Origin of the sequence: Pseudomonas sp. MF6776 (assembly GCF_016613125.1) — a bacterium.
GTDB lineage: Bacteria > Pseudomonadota > Gammaproteobacteria > Pseudomonadales > Pseudomonadaceae > Aquipseudomonas > Aquipseudomonas iridis.
Genome location: NZ_JAENSQ010000004.1, coordinates 340175 through 360311, shown reverse-complemented (window position 1 = coordinate 360311; position 20137 = coordinate 340175). Strand labels below are relative to the sequence as shown.

Genomic DNA, 20137 nt, shown 5'->3' with positions numbered 1-20137 from the left:
TCGCCATACCCGAAGAGCGGCTGCGGATGCTGTTTCAGATCCCAGCGTTGGCCATCGCTGTGCGGGTCAATCGTCTGCCCAGCTCCTGCTCCTCATTGCCGATGTCGGTGTACAGCCGTTCGTACACCGCGTCGGTCATGGCTTCACCGGTAAACACCGTAGAGTCGGGCACCGATAGCTGTCGGGCCAGATTTCGCAATGCTTCCCTCAGCGCTGCTTGTCGCGCTTCGGGCAAATCTTCGCCATCGGCCCAGGCTTGTTGCGCTGAACGCAACGCGTCCAGTTGCTCGGCTTTGCTTTCGTAGATCCTTGCGTTGTTTGCGAATTGGCCCGGGTAAGTGTCGCGCAAGTATTCCATCCAGAAAATCTGCTCGAGCATGTTGTTCACCAGACCGTCGCCCTCTTCCAGCGCAACAACCGTGTCATACGCTTGATCAATGGCCTTCTGATCGACGCCGGCGACCTCTGACCAACGCCTGCCCTGAGACTGCCAAGGCAGCTCCAGGCGCTCGGCCAGGCCGGTTTCATAGGCTAGATGCACCTCCACTTCATCCGGTCGGCCTGCGCGGCTGGCCATGTCGGCACGGGCGACTTCGTTGACTTGCTCAAGGCGCGCCGCGCCTCTTGCCAGTGTCACCAGCTTGCCTTCCAGTTCTGCCTGAGATGTCGAATACGAATACGCCTCTGAGGCCAGTACCTTGATCCCCATGTTGTTGAACATCTGCGCGCCGGCATTGGCGCAGGTCGTCGGCGCCGTAGATTCGGTGAACAGTTCATTGCGTGTTTTGGGATCCAGATAAGCGGCGTCGATCATGCGCCAGACGCGATCGGTGAGTTGCATGCGAGCGTCACCACCGTTTCGGTAGTCGGCAGAATCCAGCTGTTTTTCGATGACCTGAAAGAACCCCAGGGAATCGGGTTCTGTCGCCAGGTCGTGCCAGGCTTCGAGCCTGAAGGTCCCGCGCCCGGACTCGCTCGTGCCCCAGAATGTCATGCCAGACAGACGCCAGAGCGCCAGATCCTGCTCGGCCAGATTGCTGTAGTAGTGCTGGGGATCGATGCCGACCGATCTTCGATACTCGTGATAAGCCAGCCGATTGGCTTCAGACAGATCCTCGGCATCAAGGCGTGTACGGGCAATGAGCAGCGCGTGATCGGAACCTGCGGTCACCTCCGGGATTCGACTGATGGGGTTTCTCTGCATGTCCAGAAAGAAACCTCTGGGCCGGCGCTTTTTGAAAATCCCCTCCGGCCAGCCATCGATGCCGGTGTTGTTCAGGCTCAATACTTTCAAGCGTGGCATGCGCTCGACATTTACCGCGCGACCCAACGGATTACCGTCGAGCCGCAAGCTTTCCAGGCGCGTCAGGTTGCGCAGACGCTCGACGTCGGCGACGGTCAGTTCAATCAGGTTGTCACTCAGGCGCAGTGTCTCGAGCATATGCATGTTGCCAATTCCCTCTGGCAATCGAGTCAACTGACATTTTCTGGCACTCAGATGACGCAACTGCTTAAAGTCTTTCAGCAGGCCTTGGGTGTCGACGTTGAAGCGGGAGTTATCAATATTCAGCGCGGTGATCTGTTCAAGGTACTTGCCCAGTTCCGGCAGTTTTTTCCACCACCGTACAAGATCGCTCGGGAACAAGTCGGTCGACAGGTCCAGCGTATATCCCTCGTCCAGGTGGGCGCTGCGTTTGTCGAGGAACTTTGCTTTGCGTTTGAAACAATCGATCAGTTGGTCAGCGATGTGTTGCCCGCCACCGCCGACGAAATTGCGTGGGTCTGATATCGGGTAATCCGGTTGGTCCCATTGCCACCTGCGAAGGAGTACACGCAGGTCGTCGAGCTCTGTTTCCAACTGTATGAGTGTGGCAATCGGGTCGCCCCGGGTATTCAGCGACTGGACAAACTGCCTGACCTCTCGCTGGTTGAAATGGGGATACAGATCCTCTACTCGCGAAGTGAGGTTCGTGTCATTTTTGGACTGTTTGGGCCCTCGGAGCAACAGTAAGTCCTCCCGTGGGCATTCAGGCACGCGCCCTCGATCATCAAGGATGACCCGCCGTTCGGCTGGCGTTGCGGTCTGCGTGATGACCCAATGTTTGAACAGGTTCCCTTCGCTGCGGCGCAACCCCAGCGTTTTCAATTGCTCGTCAGGCAGCGCCTGCAAAACGCTTTGATACAGATCAGTCGGCCCATACAACGGCGTGCCTTGGGCGTCGTGAACTTCATAAAGGCCGTTGCTGCCCTTGACCAGAATCCGCACGGTGGCGGCATCCTCCGGGCCCACCTGGCAAGTCAGTTCGCCATCGAAACGGGCGTTACGCAGCTCGATGCGCACGCCTTCCAGTGTATTGCTGTAAAGGCGCAGCGCATTGAGCGTCAGGCGTTCGGTATCGACGCTGGTCAGCGATTTTCTGTAAAAACCTTCATACGCCCGTGCGGTTCGCGTTTCCAGTTGCAGCTCGCGGGCGATGCGTTTGAGGCGCAGGGGGAGGCGACTCTCTGCGACCATGATCGCCCGTTCGGCGCGGGTGGCGGTGGCCAGGAGATTGTCGATGCCTTGGGCCGGAATGTCGGGAAATGCAGCGCGGATCAGTGGCGCCAGTTCTTTATTCTCGAATACTTCACGGCTGGCGTAATCCTCGTTGAACAATTTGCCGCGGCCGTTCTCAGTCACGGCGACGATGCGTTTGCGCAAAGCGCGAACGCGCGCGTCCAGCGATGCCGGAAGGATATCTGCCGGGACATCGAGAATGATCGACGTACCGTTTTCATCCAGTGTCTGCATCACGATCTTCAACAGTTCGCCATTGAACAATTGCCGGTCCTGGAGTTGAACAATCAGCTTTTGACCTGCCGAAGCCTCTTTGCCTGTGTGCTCCCAGATCGTTTTGTGGGTAACGTCAATAATCCGCATCGAGGCTTTTTCGGGCCACATGCCATGAGCGGTGAGTATCTGAAGTTGCGTCACGGGGTCGGCTTTTGCATAGACCAGCGGGTCGTCGCTGCGCAGGTAGTCGATGAACGACCGGATGTCCGAATCAATATCAAGGCGCTTTATCGTATCGGTCAGCAGCGTGGGAGGGCGCAGGTTCTCGACATACATGCCGCGCAATTCAGCGGGGTCGGTGCCGCTGATCCTGCGCGCGGTTTCGAGCTGGGCATCGCTCAGATCCGCCACGGCAGGGCCAATGCGACGCAATAACGTGGCGTCGTCCCAGGTTCGCGGTTGCTCACCTTCGAGCACGTAGGCACCGGCGCCATTGAGCGTGACTTGCGGTTGATAGGCTTCAGTGCGATCAGGGTGTTTCAAGCGAATCGTGCCGCTTTGTGCGTCGCGCGCGAGTTCGTAGTGTTTGTCCTGAGTGCGCAGAATCTCCTTGCCTTCGTACGCGTGCACGCCTGTTGCGTCGGGCTTGGCGTCCTTCGGCAGATCGATTGTTCGCTGTTCATAGGGGGCGTGGTCCGGGTGCCAGAGGGTGTCACGGCCATCGGGTAGCTTTACGGGCTTCATGCCCTCGATCAGTGGCGATAGCTTGAACTTGAACGCGCCCGCAATCTCGGCCCCGGCTGCAAATGCCACCAGTTGAATGACATCCGTCACCACGCTGACTACGTGCTCGGCCGCCTCAAGGCCCAGGCCTTCAGCAAGATCGACAATGCCTTCGATCACGTCATAGGTCAGTTGATAAACCGTGTAAGCCATCATCAATTCGCCCAGGCCCGGCACGAAGGGTGTCGCTATCAGCAAGGCTACGTTGAAAATGTCCGATACGATTTTCTTGAAGTTGTCCCACCAGGCCCAGCGCGCCCTGGTGTCCGTGTCGGCGGTGGACACGGCGATGACCTTGGCGTCGTTGAGAATCTTGTTGAGTTTTTGCTGATAGGCATGTGTCCAGTAATCGCGGGGCAGTGGCAGGTGCTCGAACCTCAGGTGCGCATTGGGCTCGTCTTCTGTACGCCATACCGGGTGCGAGTCTGTCGGATCAACCTTTTCGTGCCAGACCACGTGGCTGAGGCGTTGTTCGAGGTCGGCGAAGAAGTGCCCGCGCTGTTGATGGTCTACAAACTGGCTGAAGAACTGGCGATAACTGAGCTGCGAGGCAGCGCCGGTTTTGTTTTCACGCAGTTGCCGCGTCAGCTCAGTCATGAAGGCATTGAGTGATGTGTACTCCTTCAGCGGATGCTCCGGATCATGGGGGACATAGGCAATAAGCTGGCGGATGCCTCGGCTGTCTCTCACGGCAGGAATCAGCAGCAGAACACCGGTCAGACGTGTCTCCATTATGGAAAGATCACGGCACTGCATGCGTTGGCCATTGAGCAGCGGCAGAGGGGCGCCTTTTGCCAGCGCGTTGATCAGCCTGTAGGCATCGAGCTGGATGTCGCCGGTGGTCAATGCCAATTCGGCGGCGGCGCTTAATGCATCCTTCAGACTTTGCGTCACCTTGTACTTCATGGCGGCGACGGCCACTGGTTCGCTGGGCAGCAGGTAGCTTTGCAGGTGTTGGTTGTACAGTTTGCCGATGTCCAGTTCCCTGCACAGCGTCTGGAACTGGCTGATGGTCATCTTTGCCTTGATCGGCAATATATCGAAATGCCCGCGCTCGTCGGGCTGGCTGATGTATTGCGAATCGGCAAGCACCGTTTCGTTGGCGGCGAAGTTGTGCAACGCGGCGTCCAGCAGGGATACGATTCGAGTCGTGACACCGCCCAGGGTATCGATCGTGTACCAAGGTCCTTCCTTGGGGATGTACAGGTGCAGGAAGGTTGTCCTGACGTCATGGGTGACTGCGTATTGTTCCTGGAGCTTCGCCTGGAGCAGAGGCGCCGCGAATGTCCGCACGTCCTGCAGTTTTTCGAACAGCTTGTCGACCTTGTTCTGAGAGCCCCAGGCCTTGAGGTTGGCGGTTTTCAATTGGGCGTGTCGGGCGGCGGGCGCGGTGTTGTACCAGGGCTCGATTTTCAGTGCAGTGCTCGCCAGTGCCTTGCCCCGGCCGAGGCTCGCGGTTTTGATATTTTCGTGCAGGGTAGAGCGTATGAAATCGTAGTGCCGACCTTTGTTCTGGTCAGGTTTGGAAGTATCAGGCATGGCAATCATCCTTGATTGTTTGAGGATGACCAGCCTATCCGTTGGAGGGCAAAACAATAGTCTAAAAGTTGCCGCTTCAGCGGCTGTTTTACCCGTTTATCCGTTGAGTATTTGAATCTGAAAAATAACTGGCTACCACCTGCCGGCGCGCCAATTAGTGTTGCTCCAGGCGTGCAACGCTTGAACTCTCAACCGGGCGACACTGAGAGTCGCTACCCGGCTGCAGATACGCCGTGAGAATCGGCGCCATGCCCTTGAGCACTTGCGTCGGCAAGGCCGAGGTGAATTTGAAGTTCTCCGCCGAACGCCCCGGAACGAATGCGGTGAGAGTGCCGAAATGGTGATCGCCGATGTAGAACACGAAGGTCGCGGTGCGGTTGATCGACTTAGAGCTGAGGACGCGTCCACCCGAGCCGATGGCTTCGATACGGTTGTCACCGGTACCGGTCTTGCCACCCATGGCCAGTGGGGTGCCGTCCGCGAGTTTGAAACTGCCGGAAAGACGTTTGGCTGTACCGGCGTCGACCACTTGCGAAAGTGCTTCGCGCATCGCCGTGGCGACTTCCGATGGCATCACGCGTTTGCCAACGTGCGGATCGTTGACCAGCCGCGTTTCGTAAGGGGTGTCGGCGGCAAAATGCAGGCTGTCGATCCGCAGGGTCGGCATGCGCACGCCGTCATTGAGGATGGTGCCGATCAGTTCGGCCAGCGCTGCCGGTCGGTCGCCGGAGCTGCCGATGGCGGTGGCCAGCGACGGCACCAGGTGATCGAACGGGTAGCCGACTTGTTGCCAGCGTTGATGAATCTCAAGAAACGCCTCGATCTCGAGCATGGTGCGGATGCGGCTGTCGCGCGCGCCCTTGTGCTTGCTCTTGAACAGCCAGCTGTAAACTTCCTGACGTTCAAATTGACTGGCCTTGACGATCTGGGTGAAGGTCGCGTCCGGATGATTCAGCAGATAGCCGATCAGCCACAGATCGAGCGGATGGACCTTGGCGATGAAGCCTTGATCGGGCAAATCGTAGCTGCCCGGGCCGTAGGCGTCGTAGAGGCGAATGAGGCGGTCGTCGGTCAGTTTCTCGTTGAGCTTGGCGCCTTTGAGGTGTGAGCGCACGAACGTGTTGAAGTCTTCCTGGCTGGCGTTCGGCAACAGATAACGGTGCACGGCGGCCATGCGGATCGGGGTCGGGCGCATGCTGTCTAGGAAGGTTTCGAGCCGCGCCTGGGTGTCTTTGTTACGGTATTTCTTCCAGAACTTGAGCAGGAACGAAGTGCCTTCGCGATCGGCGAAACTCGCCAGGTATTCCTGGCGCCGTGGGTCACTATCATTCTTGAGCAACTCGGCGCTGCTGTTGGGACCGGAATAGGTGGTGTAACGCACGATATCGCGCATCAGCCGAATGAACGGCAGGTTGATCGACTCGCGCAGGGAATCGCGCAGGGTCGGCAGGCGACCGTTATCCTCTTTGCGAAAGTTGTTAAACGTGTGCAGACCTCCGCCGGTAAAAAACGCCTCACCGGGGCTGGCCGAGTATTTGCGATCCAGTGCTGCACTGAGCAGCTTCGACAGATCGTGATCCTTGTTCTGGATCAGGTAATCGACAACCCAGCGGCTCAGGCGATCCTGCTCCGGCACCTCGACCTTTTTCAGTTCCGGCACGCCCATGGCGCCGTACTTGTCGTGCAACTCGGCGATGATTTGCAGGTAGGTGGTAAGGACGCGCATCTTCGCCGTCGAGCCCAATTCGAGTTTGCTGCCTTCGTTGATGTCGAACGGCTGGTCGGTGCTGTCGGTCTGCACCCGTACGCGTGAACCGTCCGGGGTCAGCTCGAACAGGGTGAAGCTGTAGCGCACCTGAGTGGTGCTGGTCGGCGTCAGCAAGCGTTCGCCGAGCAAACTGACTTCGGCAGCGTAGGCCGGGTCGGCGAGTTTCTTCAGGTAGGCGGTGGCCTGGGCTTGCAGCTCGCCTTGCAAGGTGCTGGTGGCCGACAGGTCGAGGCGGTCGAGGTCGTACAGGGGCCGGTTGAGCATGCTCGCCAGACGACTGCGGGCAGCGCTGATGCCTTTGTTGGTTTCGATTGGCTGAATCGTCGGTTGGGTCTGCCAGTCGCGATAGCTGACGGTGCTGGCCAGTGCAGCATCGGCCAACGCGCTGTCGATCACGCCGCTCTGCTTGAGCAGGCGCAAATGGCTGTCGGTGAGGTTGGCGAGGTCTTCCCGGCCCCTGGTCAGATAATACGATGGGCGACGCTGGGCGATCATCAACGAGAGCATTTCGCGCAGGGCCAGGCCTTTGTCGGCCGTGGTTTTCGGATCGGTCTGCGGGCTATTGAGCTGCTCGTTGGCCTTGGCGAAATCAGTGCCGTACCAGACCCGTAAACCTTCAGCCATGCCGTGCACTTCACCGTGGCCCGGTACGGCGGACAACGGCACGCTATTCAGATAATCGCGAATGATGTTTTGCCGTGCACCCAGGGTTTGCGGACCGTCCTGATATGCACGCACACTGGCGGAAATCATCTGACGGATCTTCTCGGCGCCGGACGCCGTCAGGCCTTCAGGAGAGTGCCGATATTTTTCCAGTTGCGTCGCCAGCGTACTGCCACCCGCCGATTGCCCGGGCAGGTGAAGCACCTTGGCCACTTGTGACCAGGCGGCCATGCCGAACCGTGGCCAATCCACTGCCGGGTTGGCCAGCGGTTGTTTGGGGTCGAGCAGAAAGCGGTTTTCGATAAACAGCAGGCTGCTGACCACTACCGGCGGAATCGCTGCAAAATTCGAATACAGTTGTTGCGGATAGTTGTACTTGTACAGCGGCGCGGCGCGGCAATCGGTGATCGACAACCCGGCCTGGATCTTCTCGGAAAAAGGCACAAACAGGCCTTTGTCGGTGTAGCTGAGCAGGGCGGGTGAAAAACGTGTCTGTTCGGTGATCACGTAATTGCGCTTGATCAGGCGCGGCAGGAATTCATCCAGTGAGCTGTAACCCAGGCGCAAATCGAACGGGCCATTGCCCGGATAGCGAATCGCTTCACTGGGGCCAGGTTCCAGTTTGTAGGTCAGCGAGGCGGCATATTGGCTGAGTTCACGGGATTGAAAGCGCGAGGTGCGCATCTCTTTGGACGCACCCAGCCCTACCACCACCGCAATAATCAGCAGCAACAACCAGAAAGCCTTCCACCCGTGCCGGCTACGGCGGGGTTTTTCAGGGACAGGCGCTTGATCATCCACACGTTCAGTCGGAACCACGGCTTTACTCGAATCGGTTTGCCACAAAGCGCCCATAGTCGATTGATCCATTCACGCAGATTGATCGGACTTGTCTGAAGCTTAGACGGTGGTTGGCGCTGGTGAAAAAATTGTGAGGTTCACAACAGTCGCGAACGAGCCTCAGTCTCATCGCCGACAGTGACGCGCCTGTGATGATCTGATACGCAGGTGTCGAAAGTTATTGCAGGTGTAACTTTTTAAGTTGTTTCTTGTTTTTTGGTTGGTTCTGGTTACATACGCGTGCTATGTGATTGGAAAGTTTCGTTGTTCACTCGCTACTCAATTCGATGAACAAGGAAAGTTGTATGTTTGTAACTCGCTATTCTCCGGTATCGGCTGTTGGTGTTACCAAAAGTGGTCACGTATCTGCGCTCGCTGAAAACTATGAAGTTGTTAGTTCGGTCACGCCTTTATCGATACAGCAAATGTCGAAAGATAATCTGCGCATGTTGAAAAAGGTCCCGGTAGAACCGCCTGACTGGTTAGCCAGCCTGACGGCCAGACAGCGCACTGATGCGCATCAGCTCATCGACAATGCTGTTATCGCGCACACCGCATTCAACGAGCGCATGGACGCCGTCAACGCGGCGCATGAGTTTGCTGCGCCTCTGCTGAGGAAGGCTATCAGGGACAAAGTGGGGTTGGACGTCGATGTAAATAAAGTTCGAGTAAATCTGTCTGTCAGCCAACTGGGGGATAACAGAAACCTGTCGAGTGTCACACTGTTGGAAGCGGCGTTACATAATTTTCCGAAAGCCGATATGTGGGTGCACTTCCTTTTTCCCAACTGCTTTACCGTCGACTTAGACGGCAAGGTGATGGATATCAAACTGGATGTTAACGCATTCGTTGGTATATGCCGTCAGCTCGATTTGGGTAAAAAATACCAGGCGCATATAAGGGCGGCATTGAAATGGGATGAGCCCCATGGGCGAGAAAGCCTGAATGATCGGTTCGTGGTTTATCAGAAATCGGCTTTGAAGGCCGCGAGTTACGTTGCTCTGTGCAAAAAGGATATCGAGCACAAGCACCATGACGCGCTGGTGGCGATCGTCGAAGGTGACAAAAACGTAAGGATCGATGGAAAACCTGTCTGGTATCGGAGTCTTGATTTCACGGGCATGCCTGTCCACAGCTGCATCATGTTCGAAATCGCCGACCCTGATGACGAAGGTGTCTTGGACGCTTTGTTACCAACGGTCGACGGCTATGTCAAAAACGATTTCATTGCCTACATCCCTGATGATCCCGATCATCCGGTCAAGCATTACAAAACGCTAACGCAGCTCAAGACCCGGTTGATCGAGCAGTTTTTACGACGCGCCGAAAGTGATCCCGCCAAGGCGCCGTCGGCTTATCAGCAATTCTTCAGTCGGTTCATGCGCCATAAGGATCGAGCGAAGTTTTACTACAGTTTTACCGAAGATGTTCCAACTCCGAGTGGCGCCGTGCCGCTTTACGATCACCGTATTCGCCAGCAAAAAAAGGACTTCGACTTCCTGTTGCAGTTCAGGGTACTGGACCCTTCCGGAGATGAATGGGCGCAACACTACGACCTGTGGACAACATTGCGCAGGGAGTTCGACAAGCGGATTTTTCAGGATGCCGCCGACGCGATCGTGTCCACTGAAGATGCCGATGGGCGCGATGCTCACTCGCTGCTCGAAACACTTCTGGACGTTGGCCTGGTCGCACTGAATTTGTTGTCCTTCGCCGTACCGCCGCTGGGTGTGGTGATGCTGAGTATCTCGGCCGTGCAATTGATGTACGAATTGCTCGAGGGTTTCGAGGCGTTGAGCAAGGGCGATAAGGAGGCAGGGTGGGAGCACATCACCGACCTGCTGGAAAACATCGGAGTCAGCGTGGCGACGCTGCCTTTGTTTGTCGGCCTGCATACGGAGTTCACCGCGATTGAAGCCGCCGCGGGGCAAAAGCGGTTGTGGAAGCCAGACCTTGCGCCTTATCGCAGCCATGTGTCGCTGGAAGGTTTGCAGCCTGATGCGCTGGGGCAATATCGGGTTGATGGCAAGCATTACATTCGGCTGGATGATGCGGTTTTCGAGAAAGTCGTCGAGCCGCTCAGCGGGCAGTCACGGATCGCTCATCCGAGCAATCCAGAGGCCTACCAGCCGTTCCTTGAGCAGGATGAGGCGGGTCAATGGCACCATTCGCTTACCCGCTCGCCGAAACCGGACGCAGCGAAGTCCATGGGCTTTGCCAATGACGAATTTCGTCGGTATGCCATCAAACCGTCCGACATTGGCGATCTGACCCCGAGCGCCAAAGGCATCAGTAGAAGTGCCGACGGGCGCTTTTTCATTCGCAATGTCGACGTCAGAGGCAAGGTGGCTGTGTACGAGGTCAGGTCCGACTTCCTGATCAACAGCGACATCGTCGACGTAGTGATCGTCGATCCCCATACCAATCGGGCTCAGGGAGCGCGGCTCATACAAGTCGCTGCGGACCAATGGCAGCCACTGTCTCTGCGCGGCGGCAGTCACCCGGAGGCTGACGTTGAGGGCGAGGTCATCGGCGACACCGTGAGCGGGGATTTTGTCGGTGAGATTGTTGACGAAATACTGGCGACGGCCAGCCCGTCATTGACCCGTGAACGACTGCCGAACGGTCTTTGGGATCCGGTTATCGCGACCGGTGTACAGCGTGGCGCGGAAGGTATCCCACTTGATTGGGGGCCCCGTCATGACGTGCCATTCATTGCCGAACGTACTCAGATCAACAGTGCGTTGTCGGTCTCGGAGTTTTCACGATTACCGATCAATACGGATTTGTTTTCTCCTGTAAGAGTTCGCTACTCGAGCAACGTCGGCGCTCAGTTGGCAAATCGGCAGGGAGGCGCCAGCTTTGTCTTCGAGATGCAGCGTGTCAAATACTCCGCAGCGGTGAAAGGCGAGTTCAACGCGATCAAAATTGTCGACATCGGTGCCGGTGAAATACCTGACCAATCCAATGCGGTGTCAGGTTTCTGGGCACCTCAGGGAGGGTATGTCGATATACCGGCCAATCCAGGGTGGGGTGAACCCGATCACGTATTCACCCCAGGCTTCGGGGGTTGCTCACTGGTGGTTGATCAACTTGAGGAAAATCTGCTGCGCGTCAGGCATGTTGAAGGCGGCAAGGAAGATGCGCAGTACAACAAGCTTGCGGCCCGCGAGCATGGCTGGGGCCAAAGTGCAGCCATGGAGTATCGGGATTACGGGATCGTCGCGGATCAAAACAGTAACCTCGACACCCTGTTGGGTGGTTTTGCCTTTATGAAATATGAACGCAAGAGCGGCGTATGGAATATCCACTATCAGGCCATCTTGGGCACGCCGACTATCTCCCGCTACTCCACTGCCAGGCCGGGCCTGTTTGGGCAGTCGGCATCCCGCGCCACGGTGTTCGAGCGAGTAATGGTCCGAAAATCCATGACCAAACAAGTGGTCACGGCGCTCTCTCCTGGACGCCTCACTTCCACAAAAGCGTAGCCGTCTCGCCGTTGTTTCATGACGGGTGTGGCAATGACGCTGCACCATTGTTGTGCAATACTCGCCGCCGTTTTGGCGGCGAGCTTTCCCTCAGGTCTCAGGTGATGTTTGTCATCATCTGCTGTTAATGCGAGACCTTGCGCTGAATCTTGTGATTTATAGAGTGAAAAGCCCTGCCATAAGCTTTTTATACTGCACGCCCCGCTGATCTCGCAGGTTGTCCTGCGAGACGCGTCCGCCCACGAAGCAGGCGCGGTTTCATTCAAGCCAAGGCCTATCGGCCGAGGCTTCGACTCTCGGTGGTCATATCCAATAACAAGACGAGGTTGTATCCCTATGCCAGTTGGCAATCACCTGCCTCACGGCGAAACCGCTAACGGCGGTCCGCTCAAACGCGAACTCGGCGAACGGCATATTCGCCTGATGGCGCTCGGTGCCTGTATCGGCGTCGGTCTGTTTCTCGGTTCGGCCAAAGCCATCGAAATGGCCGGCCCTGCGATCATGATTTCCTACATTCTTGGCGGTCTGGCGATCCTGGTCATCATGCGCGCCCTCGGCGAGATGGCCGTGCACAACCCGGTGGCCGGGTCGTTCAGTCGCTATGCGCAAGATTATCTCGGTCCGTTGGCGGGTTTTCTCACTGGCTGGAACTACTGGTTCCTGTGGCTGGTGACCTGCGTCGCGGAAATCACCGCCGTCGCGGTGTACATGGGCATCTGGTTCCCCGATGTCCCGCGCTGGATCTGGGCCCTCGCGGCGCTGGTCAGCATGGGCTCGATCAATTTGATCGCGGTGAAGGCTTTCGGTGAATTCGAATTCTGGTTCGCCCTGATCAAGATCGTCACGATCATTGCCATGGTGATCGGCGGCATCGGCATCATCGCTTTCGGTTTCGGCAATGACGGCGTGGCACTGGGGATTTCCAACCTGTGGGCCCACGGCGGCTTCATGCCCAACGGCGTGACCGGTGTGCTGATGTCCCTGCAAATGGTCATGTTCGCCTACCTCGGCGTCGAAATGATCGGCCTGACCGCCGGTGAAGCGAAGAACCCACAGAAGACCATCCCCAGCGCCATCGGCTCGGTGTTCTGGCGGATTCTGCTGTTCTACGTCGGCGCCTTGTTCGTGATTCTGTCGATCTATCCGTGGAACGAGATCGGCACCCAGGGCAGTCCGTTCGTGATGACTTTCGAGCGTCTTGGCATCAAGACTGCCGCCGGCATCATCAACTTCGTGGTGATTACCGCTGCGCTGTCGTCGTGCAACGGCGGCATCTTCAGCACCGGGCGCATGCTCTACAGCCTGGCGCAGAACGGCCAGGCGCCGGCCGGTTTCGCCAAGACCGCAAGCAATGGCGTGCCGCGTCGTGCACTGTTGCTGTCGATCGGTGCATTGTTGCTGGGCGTGCTGCTCAACTATCTGGTGCCGGAAAAAGTCTTCGTCTGGGTAACCTCGATTGCGACATTCGGCGCGATCTGGACCTGGGTGATGATCCTGCTGGCGCAGCTGAAATTCCGCAAAGGCCTGAGCGCCAGCGAACGCGCCGCACTTAAATACAAAATGTGGCTGTACCCGATCAGTTCGTACTTTGCGCTGGCCTTTCTGGTGCTGGTAGTCGGCCTGATGGCGTACTTCCCGGACACACGAGTAGCGCTGTATGTGGGCCCGGCGTTTTTGGTCCTACTGACCGTGTTGTTCTACGTGTTCAAGCTACAACCGACCAATGTGTCGCAAGGTGCGGTGCGTTCGGCTTCGTAAGTTGTAAGCGCTGAAACACAAAAGCCCCGGTCGAGAGATTGGGGCTTTTTTTTGGGAAGATGCCCGGTCACTGCACGGGTAAAGCAGGCACGACCGTTGGTCGGATTCACCCTCGTACCTGTAATTTCTGACAGTAGACAGGCCCACAGGCCAAGGCCTAGCTTGAAAGCCCGCCAGACGGAAAGGGCAGCAAGGCTATGAAGGGATTCTCTGCAACCGGCGTGATCGGCGTGGTCGATGCGTTTATCCATTGGCAAATATTCTTCGTGCTTTACATAGCGGTCGGCCTCGACCAGGCCGCCAGCAATTTTGCGGCGTTCTGTGTGGCCGCATCGTTCTCGTTTTATGTGAACGCGCTTTACAGGTTCGAGAGAGAAACGTCGGTGTTCGCCTACCTGATGTTTATCGTCGTGATGGGCGCGTTAAGTTTCGGCGTGGGCGTGATTGCCGATGCCCGTCATCTTCCCGGCTTGGTGACGGTGGCTGTTTTTTCGCTGATGAATACTTTGTCGGGGTACTGCTTTTTCCGCTTTGTACTGTTTCGGGTGCGTCGCGCATGAACGTATCAGTGACTGATTGCCCGCCAGCGTCCGAGTCTTGCGTGACTTCACAACCCTTCGTGGTCGATCTGGACGGCACCCTGCTCAAGTCCGATCTGCTGTTCGAATGCGCCATGGCCTTTGTGCGCAGCAAGCCTTTGCAATGTCTGAAACCGCTGGCCTGGCTGACTCATGGCAAAGCGTATTTGAAAGAGCAGTTAGCGCAATCGACGGACATCGACGTCGCAACCTTGCCCTACGATCCCGACGTGCTCTGGATGATTGAGGCACAACGCAACAGCGGCCGAAAAATAGTCCTCGCCACGGCCAGCCACTACTCATTGGCAGTGCGCATTGCCGAGCACCTTCAGGTATTCGATGAGGTTTTGGGGACGACCCTTGAGCGAAACCTGTCAGGGACGCACAAACGTGATGTTCTGGTGACGTCGTATGGCGAGGGAGGATTCGACTACGTCGGTAATTCATTTGACGACCTGCCGATATGGCGCTCGGCCAGGCAAGCCTTTGTCGTCAATCCGTTACCGGGCGTTGCGCTTGCCATTCGGCACCTGGGCAACGTTGTTCAGGTGATCCGCTCTGACGCGACGACATTGAGGAGTTGGTCCAAAGCCTTGCGCATTCATCAATGGATGAAGAATGCGTTGATTTTCGTCCCTCTGCTCGCCGCCCATCAACTGGCACATCCGCTGCAGCTTTGGCACGGCGTGCTGGCTTTCGTGTTTTTCGGGTTGTGTGCATCGGGTGTCTACGTCCTCAATGACCTGCTCGATCTTGCCGATGATCGCAAGCATCCAACCAAGCGTCATCGACCCTTCGCCAGTGGCTCTTTGTCGATCAAGTCCGGGTTGATGGTTTTTCCTTTGCTTTTGCTGGTGTCCTTCACGGGCGCCTGGATTTGGCTGCCTCGGTCATTCGTAGCGGTGCTCGCCTGCTATTACGTGCTGACACTCGTTTATTCACTGGTGTTGAAGCGGCTGATGGCGCTCGATGTGATTACGCTGGCGCTGCTGTACACCCTGCGCATTATTGCCGGTGGCGCCGCTTTTGGACTGGAATTGACTGGCTGGATGCTGGCCTTCTCCATGTTCATGTTTTTGAGTCTGGCATTGGTCAAGCGTTATGCCGAACTGTTGGTCGCCCTGCACAGTGGTATCACCGGGAAAACCGGTGGCCGGGATTACTTTCCCGCCGATCTGGCCATGCTCTCATCATTGGGCGCTGCATCCGGTTATCTCACCGTCATGGTGCTGGCGCTGTATATCCATGACAGCGCGACCACTGCGCTCTATGCACATCCTCGATGGATCTGGCTGGCCTGCCCTGTGTTGCTGTTGTGGATCACCCGGATCTGGCTGCTCACCCACCGCGGCCGAATGAATGACGACCCGGTGGTGTTTGCACTGCGCGATCGCTTGAGTCTGGCGATGGGCGTGTTGTTCTGCCTGATTTTCTGGGTGGCCGCATGAAGTCTTTGCTGACCTCATGGGGAGCCTATCCCCATACCCCGCAAACCGGCCATCCATGCCATTGGCAAACTGAGGTGGGGCCACAGTGGCATCAGTTGATCGAAACCCACGGCACCACGTTGCCGTTCGGTAGTGGCCGCAGCTATGGCGACAGCTGTCTGGCCGTCAGTGATCATGTGTTGCAGTTACGTCCCATGAGTCGCTTCATCGAGGCTGACTGGGAGAACGGTGAGATCTGCGCCGAGGCCGGAGTGACCTTGGGCGAGATTTTGCAACTGGCCATCCCGCAGGGCTGGTTTTTACAGGTCACGCCCGGGACGCGGCATGTCACGCTGGGCGGAGCCGTGGCCAATGACGTGCACGGCAAGAACCATCACCGGTGCGGTACGTTTGCCCATTCGGTGGTGAGCTTTGGGTTACACCGATCCATGCAACCGCCGATGGTCTGCTCCCCCACAGAGAATCCCCAGTGGTTTGCAGCTACCCTGGGTGGCTTGGGACTGACGGGCGTCATCACTTGGGTCGCCCTGCGCTTGCGCAAGATTCAGTCGAGTCTGATCGACACCACGCGGGTGCGCTTTGACGGACTGGATGATTTCTTTGCCCTGTCGGCCGAAATGGATGCCCGGCACGAATACAGCGTCGCGTGGATCGATTGTCTGGCCCGAGGCAGTGCGCAAGGGCGCGGAGTCTTCACCGCCGGGGATCATCGTGAAACGGGTGCGCTTCAGGCCGCAGTCCCGCGTTCGCTGCACATGCCGATTCGGCCGCCGGTATCGCTGATCAATCCGCTCACTTTGAAACTGTTCAATCGTCACTACTGGAAGCGGCAACCGGCGACCCGACAATGTCAGACGGTCGCCTACAGCCCGTTTTTCTATCCGCTGGATCGTATCGAGCACTGGAACCGGATTTACGGGCGCAAAGGCTTCCAGCAGTTTCAGTGTGTATTGCCAAGCGCGGTGGCGCAGGCGGCATTGGCCGAACTTCTCAACGCTATCGCCCGCAGCGGTACCGGCTCTTTTCTCGCGGTGCTCAAACGTTGTGGCGATATGGCTTCCCCCGGGTTGCTGTCCTTTCCAATGCCTGGCACCTCACTGGCACTGGATTTCCCGCAGAACAATGCTCTGACGGAAAAACTTCTGCCGCGTCTCGACTCCATCGTCCGCGAAGCGCATGGCCGTTTGTACCCGGCCAAGGATGCGCACATGAGCGGCAGGGATTTTCGCCAAGCCTATCCCGCTTGGGAACAAGTGGAAGCAATGCGCGACCCGGCCCTGATTTCCCGTTTCTGGCAGCGAGTTCTCCAATGAAAAAGATTCTGATTGTAGGCGCCACTTCAGCCATCGCCAGTGCATGCGCACGACTTTGGGCGGCTGAACGGAGCGAGTTTTTTCTCGTCGCCCGGGATGGTCAAAAGCTGCAGCAAACCTGCGCCGATCTGCAGGCCCGAGGTGCGAGAACGGTGACTTCGTATGAGATGGATGTCAGCCATACCGCCGGCCACGCCCTCATGTTCGAGAGCTGTATGGCGGCGTTGCAGACGGTGGACATCTGTTTGATCGCCTACGGCTCCTTGCCGAATCAAAGCGAGTGCGAACAAAGCGTTGAGATGGCCGAAAGGGAATTCGCCAACAATGGCAGTTCAACGATTGCCCTGTTGACCCTGTTGGCTAACCAGATGGCCGCCCAGCATCGCGGTACGTTAGCGGTCATTTCCTCGGTGGCCGGGGATCGCGGACGTCCTTCCAACTATCTGTACGGCGCAGCCAAAGCGGCGGTTACGGCTTTTTGCGAAGGCTTGCGCGCGCGCTTGTTCAAATCGGGTGTGCACGTAATCACCATCAAGCCCGGTTTTGTCGATACGCCGATGACTCGAGGGCTGGCGCTGCCGGCGCTGCTGGTGGCGCAACCGGATAGCGTTGCCCGACGAATCGTCTCAGGTGTCGAACGCAGGACAGCGGTACTTTATGTGCCCGGATTCTGGGCGTGGATCATGTGGTTGATTCGGGCCATACCGCAGCCGATTTTCAAAAGGCTGAATCTATGAAGCCGGCCTTGATGCTTTCCGGGTGGCGCTATCGGGTTCTGATCGGTTCAGTGGTCTGCTCCGCCCTCGCGTATCTGGCGATTTCCCTGTGGGGCGGGTGGCCGGCCGTGAGCGCGGCAGTCACTCGAGTGGGGTGGTGGACGGGTGGGCAAATCGTCGCGCTGGTGCTACTCGGCTACGGTCTGCGCTTTTTGCGTTGGCAGGTCTACCTCAATGCTCTGCGCCATCCATTGCCCTGGTGGCCGAGTCTGAAAATCTATCTGTCGGGATTTGCACTGACTACGACCCCCGGCAAGGCTGGCGAGGCGTTGCGCGGAGTTTTGCTCAAGCGCTGGGAGGTGCCTTATTCACACAGTTTTGCTGCGCTGTTCAGTGAGCGCCTGTCGGATTTTCTGGCGATGGTGGTATTGGCCTTGTTCGGCCTGAGCGCGCATCCCGAATGGCTGTCGATGATCATCTCCTGTCTGGTGCTATTGGCGTGCTGCATATTGCTGGTGTCCCGTCCAAGTCTTGTCAGTGCCCTTGATCGACGGATGGATCAACGCAGCGGCTGGCTCCCTCGCCTGTTGCGCCACGTCGTTCAAGTGTTGCACCAGTCCCACAGTTGCTACACCCCGCGCCGCCAGGTTGGCACTACGCTGTTGAGTCTTTTTGCCTGGGGGCTGGAAGCGCTGGCGTTTTACTCGATTCTCAATGCCATGGGCGCGGATATACCGCTGACATTCGCGGTATTCATTTATGCCGTTTCCATGTTGGCCGGTGCCTTGAGTTTCATGCCCGGTGGGTTGGGCAGTGCCGAGGCGGTGATGGTGGCGTTGCTGGTGTCGGGTGGTGTTGCGTTGCCGGATGCGATTGCGGCGACGGTTTTGCTGCGGTTGGTGACGTTGTGGTTGGCGGTGGGGTTGGGGAGCGTCGTTTTATTTCAAATAAAAGAATAATACCGGTCAAAGGCTACTTAATTTAGAACGTTGAGAGGGATTTATGCGTGATTTTATAAAAAGGGAATCGAGGGGTGTTTATATTTTATTAGGGGCTATCATCGTTTTGGGTGCGATGCTTAGAAGTTATCAGCTTTTCGAAAAAAGTTTGTGGATGGATGAACTGTTCAGCGCGTGGGCCAGTGATCCGGAGAATGATTTCAATACGGTTTTTCACAGAACCGTTGAGGATGTTCATCCTCCGCTATATCAAATATTGCTTTGGGGGATTTATAAGGTTTTTGGCTATGGCGAAATGGTGGGGCGAGTATTCTCAGTGGTCTTGGGGGTAGCAGTCATTCCGATGATGTATGTTTTGGGGCGTAAGTTATATTGTGTGGAAGTAGGGTTGTTGGCTGCACTTTTTTCAGCGATTAATTTCTTTCTGATAGTGTTTTCTCAAAATACTCGTTCTTACGAGCTTTTAGTGTTGTTGACGGTTGTTTCTTTTGTGCTGTTTTTTGATCTTGTAAAGAAGAGAAAGTTTTCAACTGCGCTATGGTACGCGGTGGCGTGCGCGGCGCTGGTGAATACTCATTATTTTGGTTTTTTGCCTGTTATGAGTCAGGCCATATTTTTAATCTATTTATCATGTTGGCCACGATTCGACAGGCGTCTATTCGTTCTTGGTGGAGGGGCAGGTCTTTTTATTCTGGTCTCTATCATTCCAATATTCATTTATATATTGAAAAATCTGAAGAAGACCGATACGTGGATTCCGGTGCCTGATGGCAGTTTTATATTGGATTCATTGTTGTGGCCCTTTGGCGATCCATCTGCGGCATTATTGAGTCTTGTGTTTTTATTTGTAGGGTTGGACTCGTTGATAAAAAATGACAGGGAGCGTATGTCATTATCCTTGCTGTTGAGTTGGTGGTTTGTTGGATATTCAATTGCTTATGTGAAGTCTTTGTTTTCTACTCCTGTACTGTCCATCAAGAATGTTATTGTATTTGTCCCTGCAATGCTGGTTATCGTGGCTTATGGCGTCGGACGGATAAAGGACTGTTTTGCAAAGGGGGTAGTGCTAGTTTTCATGGTAGTGGTCTCTATTGCTTGTTTTTTAACGAGATCTGACCTGGCTGAGTCTCTGAGACTTGAACATGATTTGAGGTCTCCGGCGCTTGAAATTATCAACAGTGGAAAAAATATTCCTGTGTATGCCAGGTGGGATACGTTGCATGCCACCTATTTTAAATTGTTAGGTGCCCCAATCGATGTGACAGGTCTTGATGCTATTGAGCGTGATTTGGCCACCGGTACGGCACCGACGTGCTTTTTCATGATTGCTGATCAATGGGACAGAGAACGTATCAATAACTATCCCAATGTGTTCGCAGTGGAGTTGAAAGATAAGGCCGAATTCAAGAATTCGGCCGTTCTGCAATATTGTGCAAGCGTCAATTCACCTGAGCGCCGGTAAAGTCGCTTTGCGAATTTACGCTCGAAGTACCAAACGGTTGAATATGGCA

General features: G+C 56.3%; 10 protein-coding genes. 8 read left to right on the top strand and 2 right to left on the bottom strand.

The window, feature by feature from the left end:
• Nucleotides 1-34 precede the first annotated feature (34 nt).
• Both JJD74_RS07000 and JJD74_RS06995 read right to left on the bottom strand, forming a co-directional pair.
• Nucleotides 35-5095 (bottom strand): NEL-type E3 ubiquitin ligase domain-containing protein, encoded by a 5061-nt coding sequence (locus tag JJD74_RS07000; protein ID WP_200612479.1) that lies wholly within the window; start codon nt 5093-5095, stop codon nt 35-37.
• Between the two features lie 154 nt (nt 5096-5249).
• Nucleotides 5250-8381, bottom strand: a complete 3132-nt coding sequence (locus JJD74_RS06995) for a transglycosylase domain-containing protein (RefSeq protein ID WP_200612477.1) — start codon at nt 8379-8381, stop codon at nt 5250-5252.
• A gap of 290 nt (nt 8382-8671) precedes the next feature.
• Here JJD74_RS06995 and JJD74_RS06990 point away from each other — a divergent pair, with 290 nt between their 5' ends.
• The 8 genes from JJD74_RS06990 to JJD74_RS06955 all read left to right on the top strand — a co-directional run bounded on the left by JJD74_RS06990 (nt 8672) and on the right by JJD74_RS06955 (nt 20088).
• Nucleotides 8672-11854 carry a dermonecrotic toxin domain-containing protein gene (locus JJD74_RS06990; protein ID WP_200612475.1) on the top strand — a complete coding sequence of 1061 codons (3183 nt, stop codon included), beginning with the start codon at nt 8672-8674 and terminating at the stop codon, nt 11852-11854.
• Nucleotides 11855-12190: 336 nt separating this feature from the next.
• On the top strand, nt 12191-13612 hold the full coding sequence (locus JJD74_RS06985; protein ID WP_042560776.1) for an amino acid permease: 1422 nt from the start codon (nt 12191-12193) through the stop codon (nt 13610-13612).
• Nucleotides 13613-13809: 197 nt separating this feature from the next.
• Nucleotides 13810-14172, top strand: coding sequence for a GtrA family protein (locus JJD74_RS06980; RefSeq protein ID WP_047302938.1), 363 nt, complete (start codon nt 13810-13812; stop codon nt 14170-14172).
• 41 nt (nt 14173-14213) lie between these two features.
• Complete coding sequence (locus JJD74_RS06975; RefSeq protein ID WP_325166963.1) at nt 14214-15638, top strand: UbiA family prenyltransferase; 1425 nt, start codon at nt 14214-14216, stop codon at nt 15636-15638.
• Nucleotides 15635-16951, top strand: coding sequence for an FAD-binding oxidoreductase (locus JJD74_RS06970; protein WP_200612470.1), 1317 nt, complete (start codon nt 15635-15637; stop codon nt 16949-16951). The genes JJD74_RS06975 and JJD74_RS06970 overlap by 4 nt, the downstream gene beginning before the upstream one ends.
• On the top strand, nt 16948-17688 hold the full coding sequence (locus JJD74_RS06965) for an SDR family oxidoreductase (protein ID WP_200612467.1): 741 nt from the start codon (nt 16948-16950) through the stop codon (nt 17686-17688). The genes JJD74_RS06970 and JJD74_RS06965 overlap by 4 nt, the downstream gene beginning before the upstream one ends.
• Nucleotides 17685-18626, top strand: a complete 942-nt coding sequence (locus JJD74_RS06960) for a lysylphosphatidylglycerol synthase transmembrane domain-containing protein (RefSeq protein WP_200612465.1) — start codon at nt 17685-17687, stop codon at nt 18624-18626. Before JJD74_RS06965 ends, JJD74_RS06960 begins: the two co-directional genes overlap by 4 nt.
• A 43-nt stretch (nt 18627-18669) precedes the next feature.
• Entirely contained in the window at nt 18670-20088 is a 1419-nt protein-coding gene (locus JJD74_RS06955) for a glycosyltransferase family 39 protein (protein WP_200612462.1), read from the top strand.
• Nucleotides 20089-20137: the final 49 nt, after the last annotated feature.

Excerpts from the sequence above, each read along its gene's own strand:
- JJD74_RS06985 (WP_042560776.1), top strand. The coding sequence starts at position 12,191 with ATGCCAGTTGGCAATCACCTGCCTCACGGCGAAACCGCTAACGGCGGT.
- JJD74_RS06970 (WP_200612470.1), top strand. The coding sequence starts at position 15,635 with ATGAAGTCTTTGCTGACCTCATGGGGAGCCTATCCCCATACCCCGCAA.
- JJD74_RS06960 (WP_200612465.1), top strand. The coding sequence starts at position 17,685 with ATGAAGCCGGCCTTGATGCTTTCCGGGTGGCGCTATCGGGTTCTGATC.
- JJD74_RS06965 (WP_200612467.1), top strand. The coding sequence starts at position 16,948 with ATGAAAAAGATTCTGATTGTAGGCGCCACTTCAGCCATCGCCAGTGCA.
- JJD74_RS06980 (WP_047302938.1), top strand. The coding sequence starts at position 13,810 with ATGAAGGGATTCTCTGCAACCGGCGTGATCGGCGTGGTCGATGCGTTT.
- JJD74_RS07000 (WP_200612479.1), bottom strand. The coding sequence starts at position 5,095 with ATGCCTGATACTTCCAAACCTGACCAGAACAAAGGTCGGCACTACGAT.
- JJD74_RS06990 (WP_200612475.1), top strand. The coding sequence starts at position 8,672 with ATGTTTGTAACTCGCTATTCTCCGGTATCGGCTGTTGGTGTTACCAAA.
- JJD74_RS06955 (WP_200612462.1), top strand. The coding sequence starts at position 18,670 with ATGCGTGATTTTATAAAAAGGGAATCGAGGGGTGTTTATATTTTATTA.
- JJD74_RS06995 (WP_200612477.1), bottom strand. The coding sequence starts at position 8,381 with ATGGGCGCTTTGTGGCAAACCGATTCGAGTAAAGCCGTGGTTCCGACT.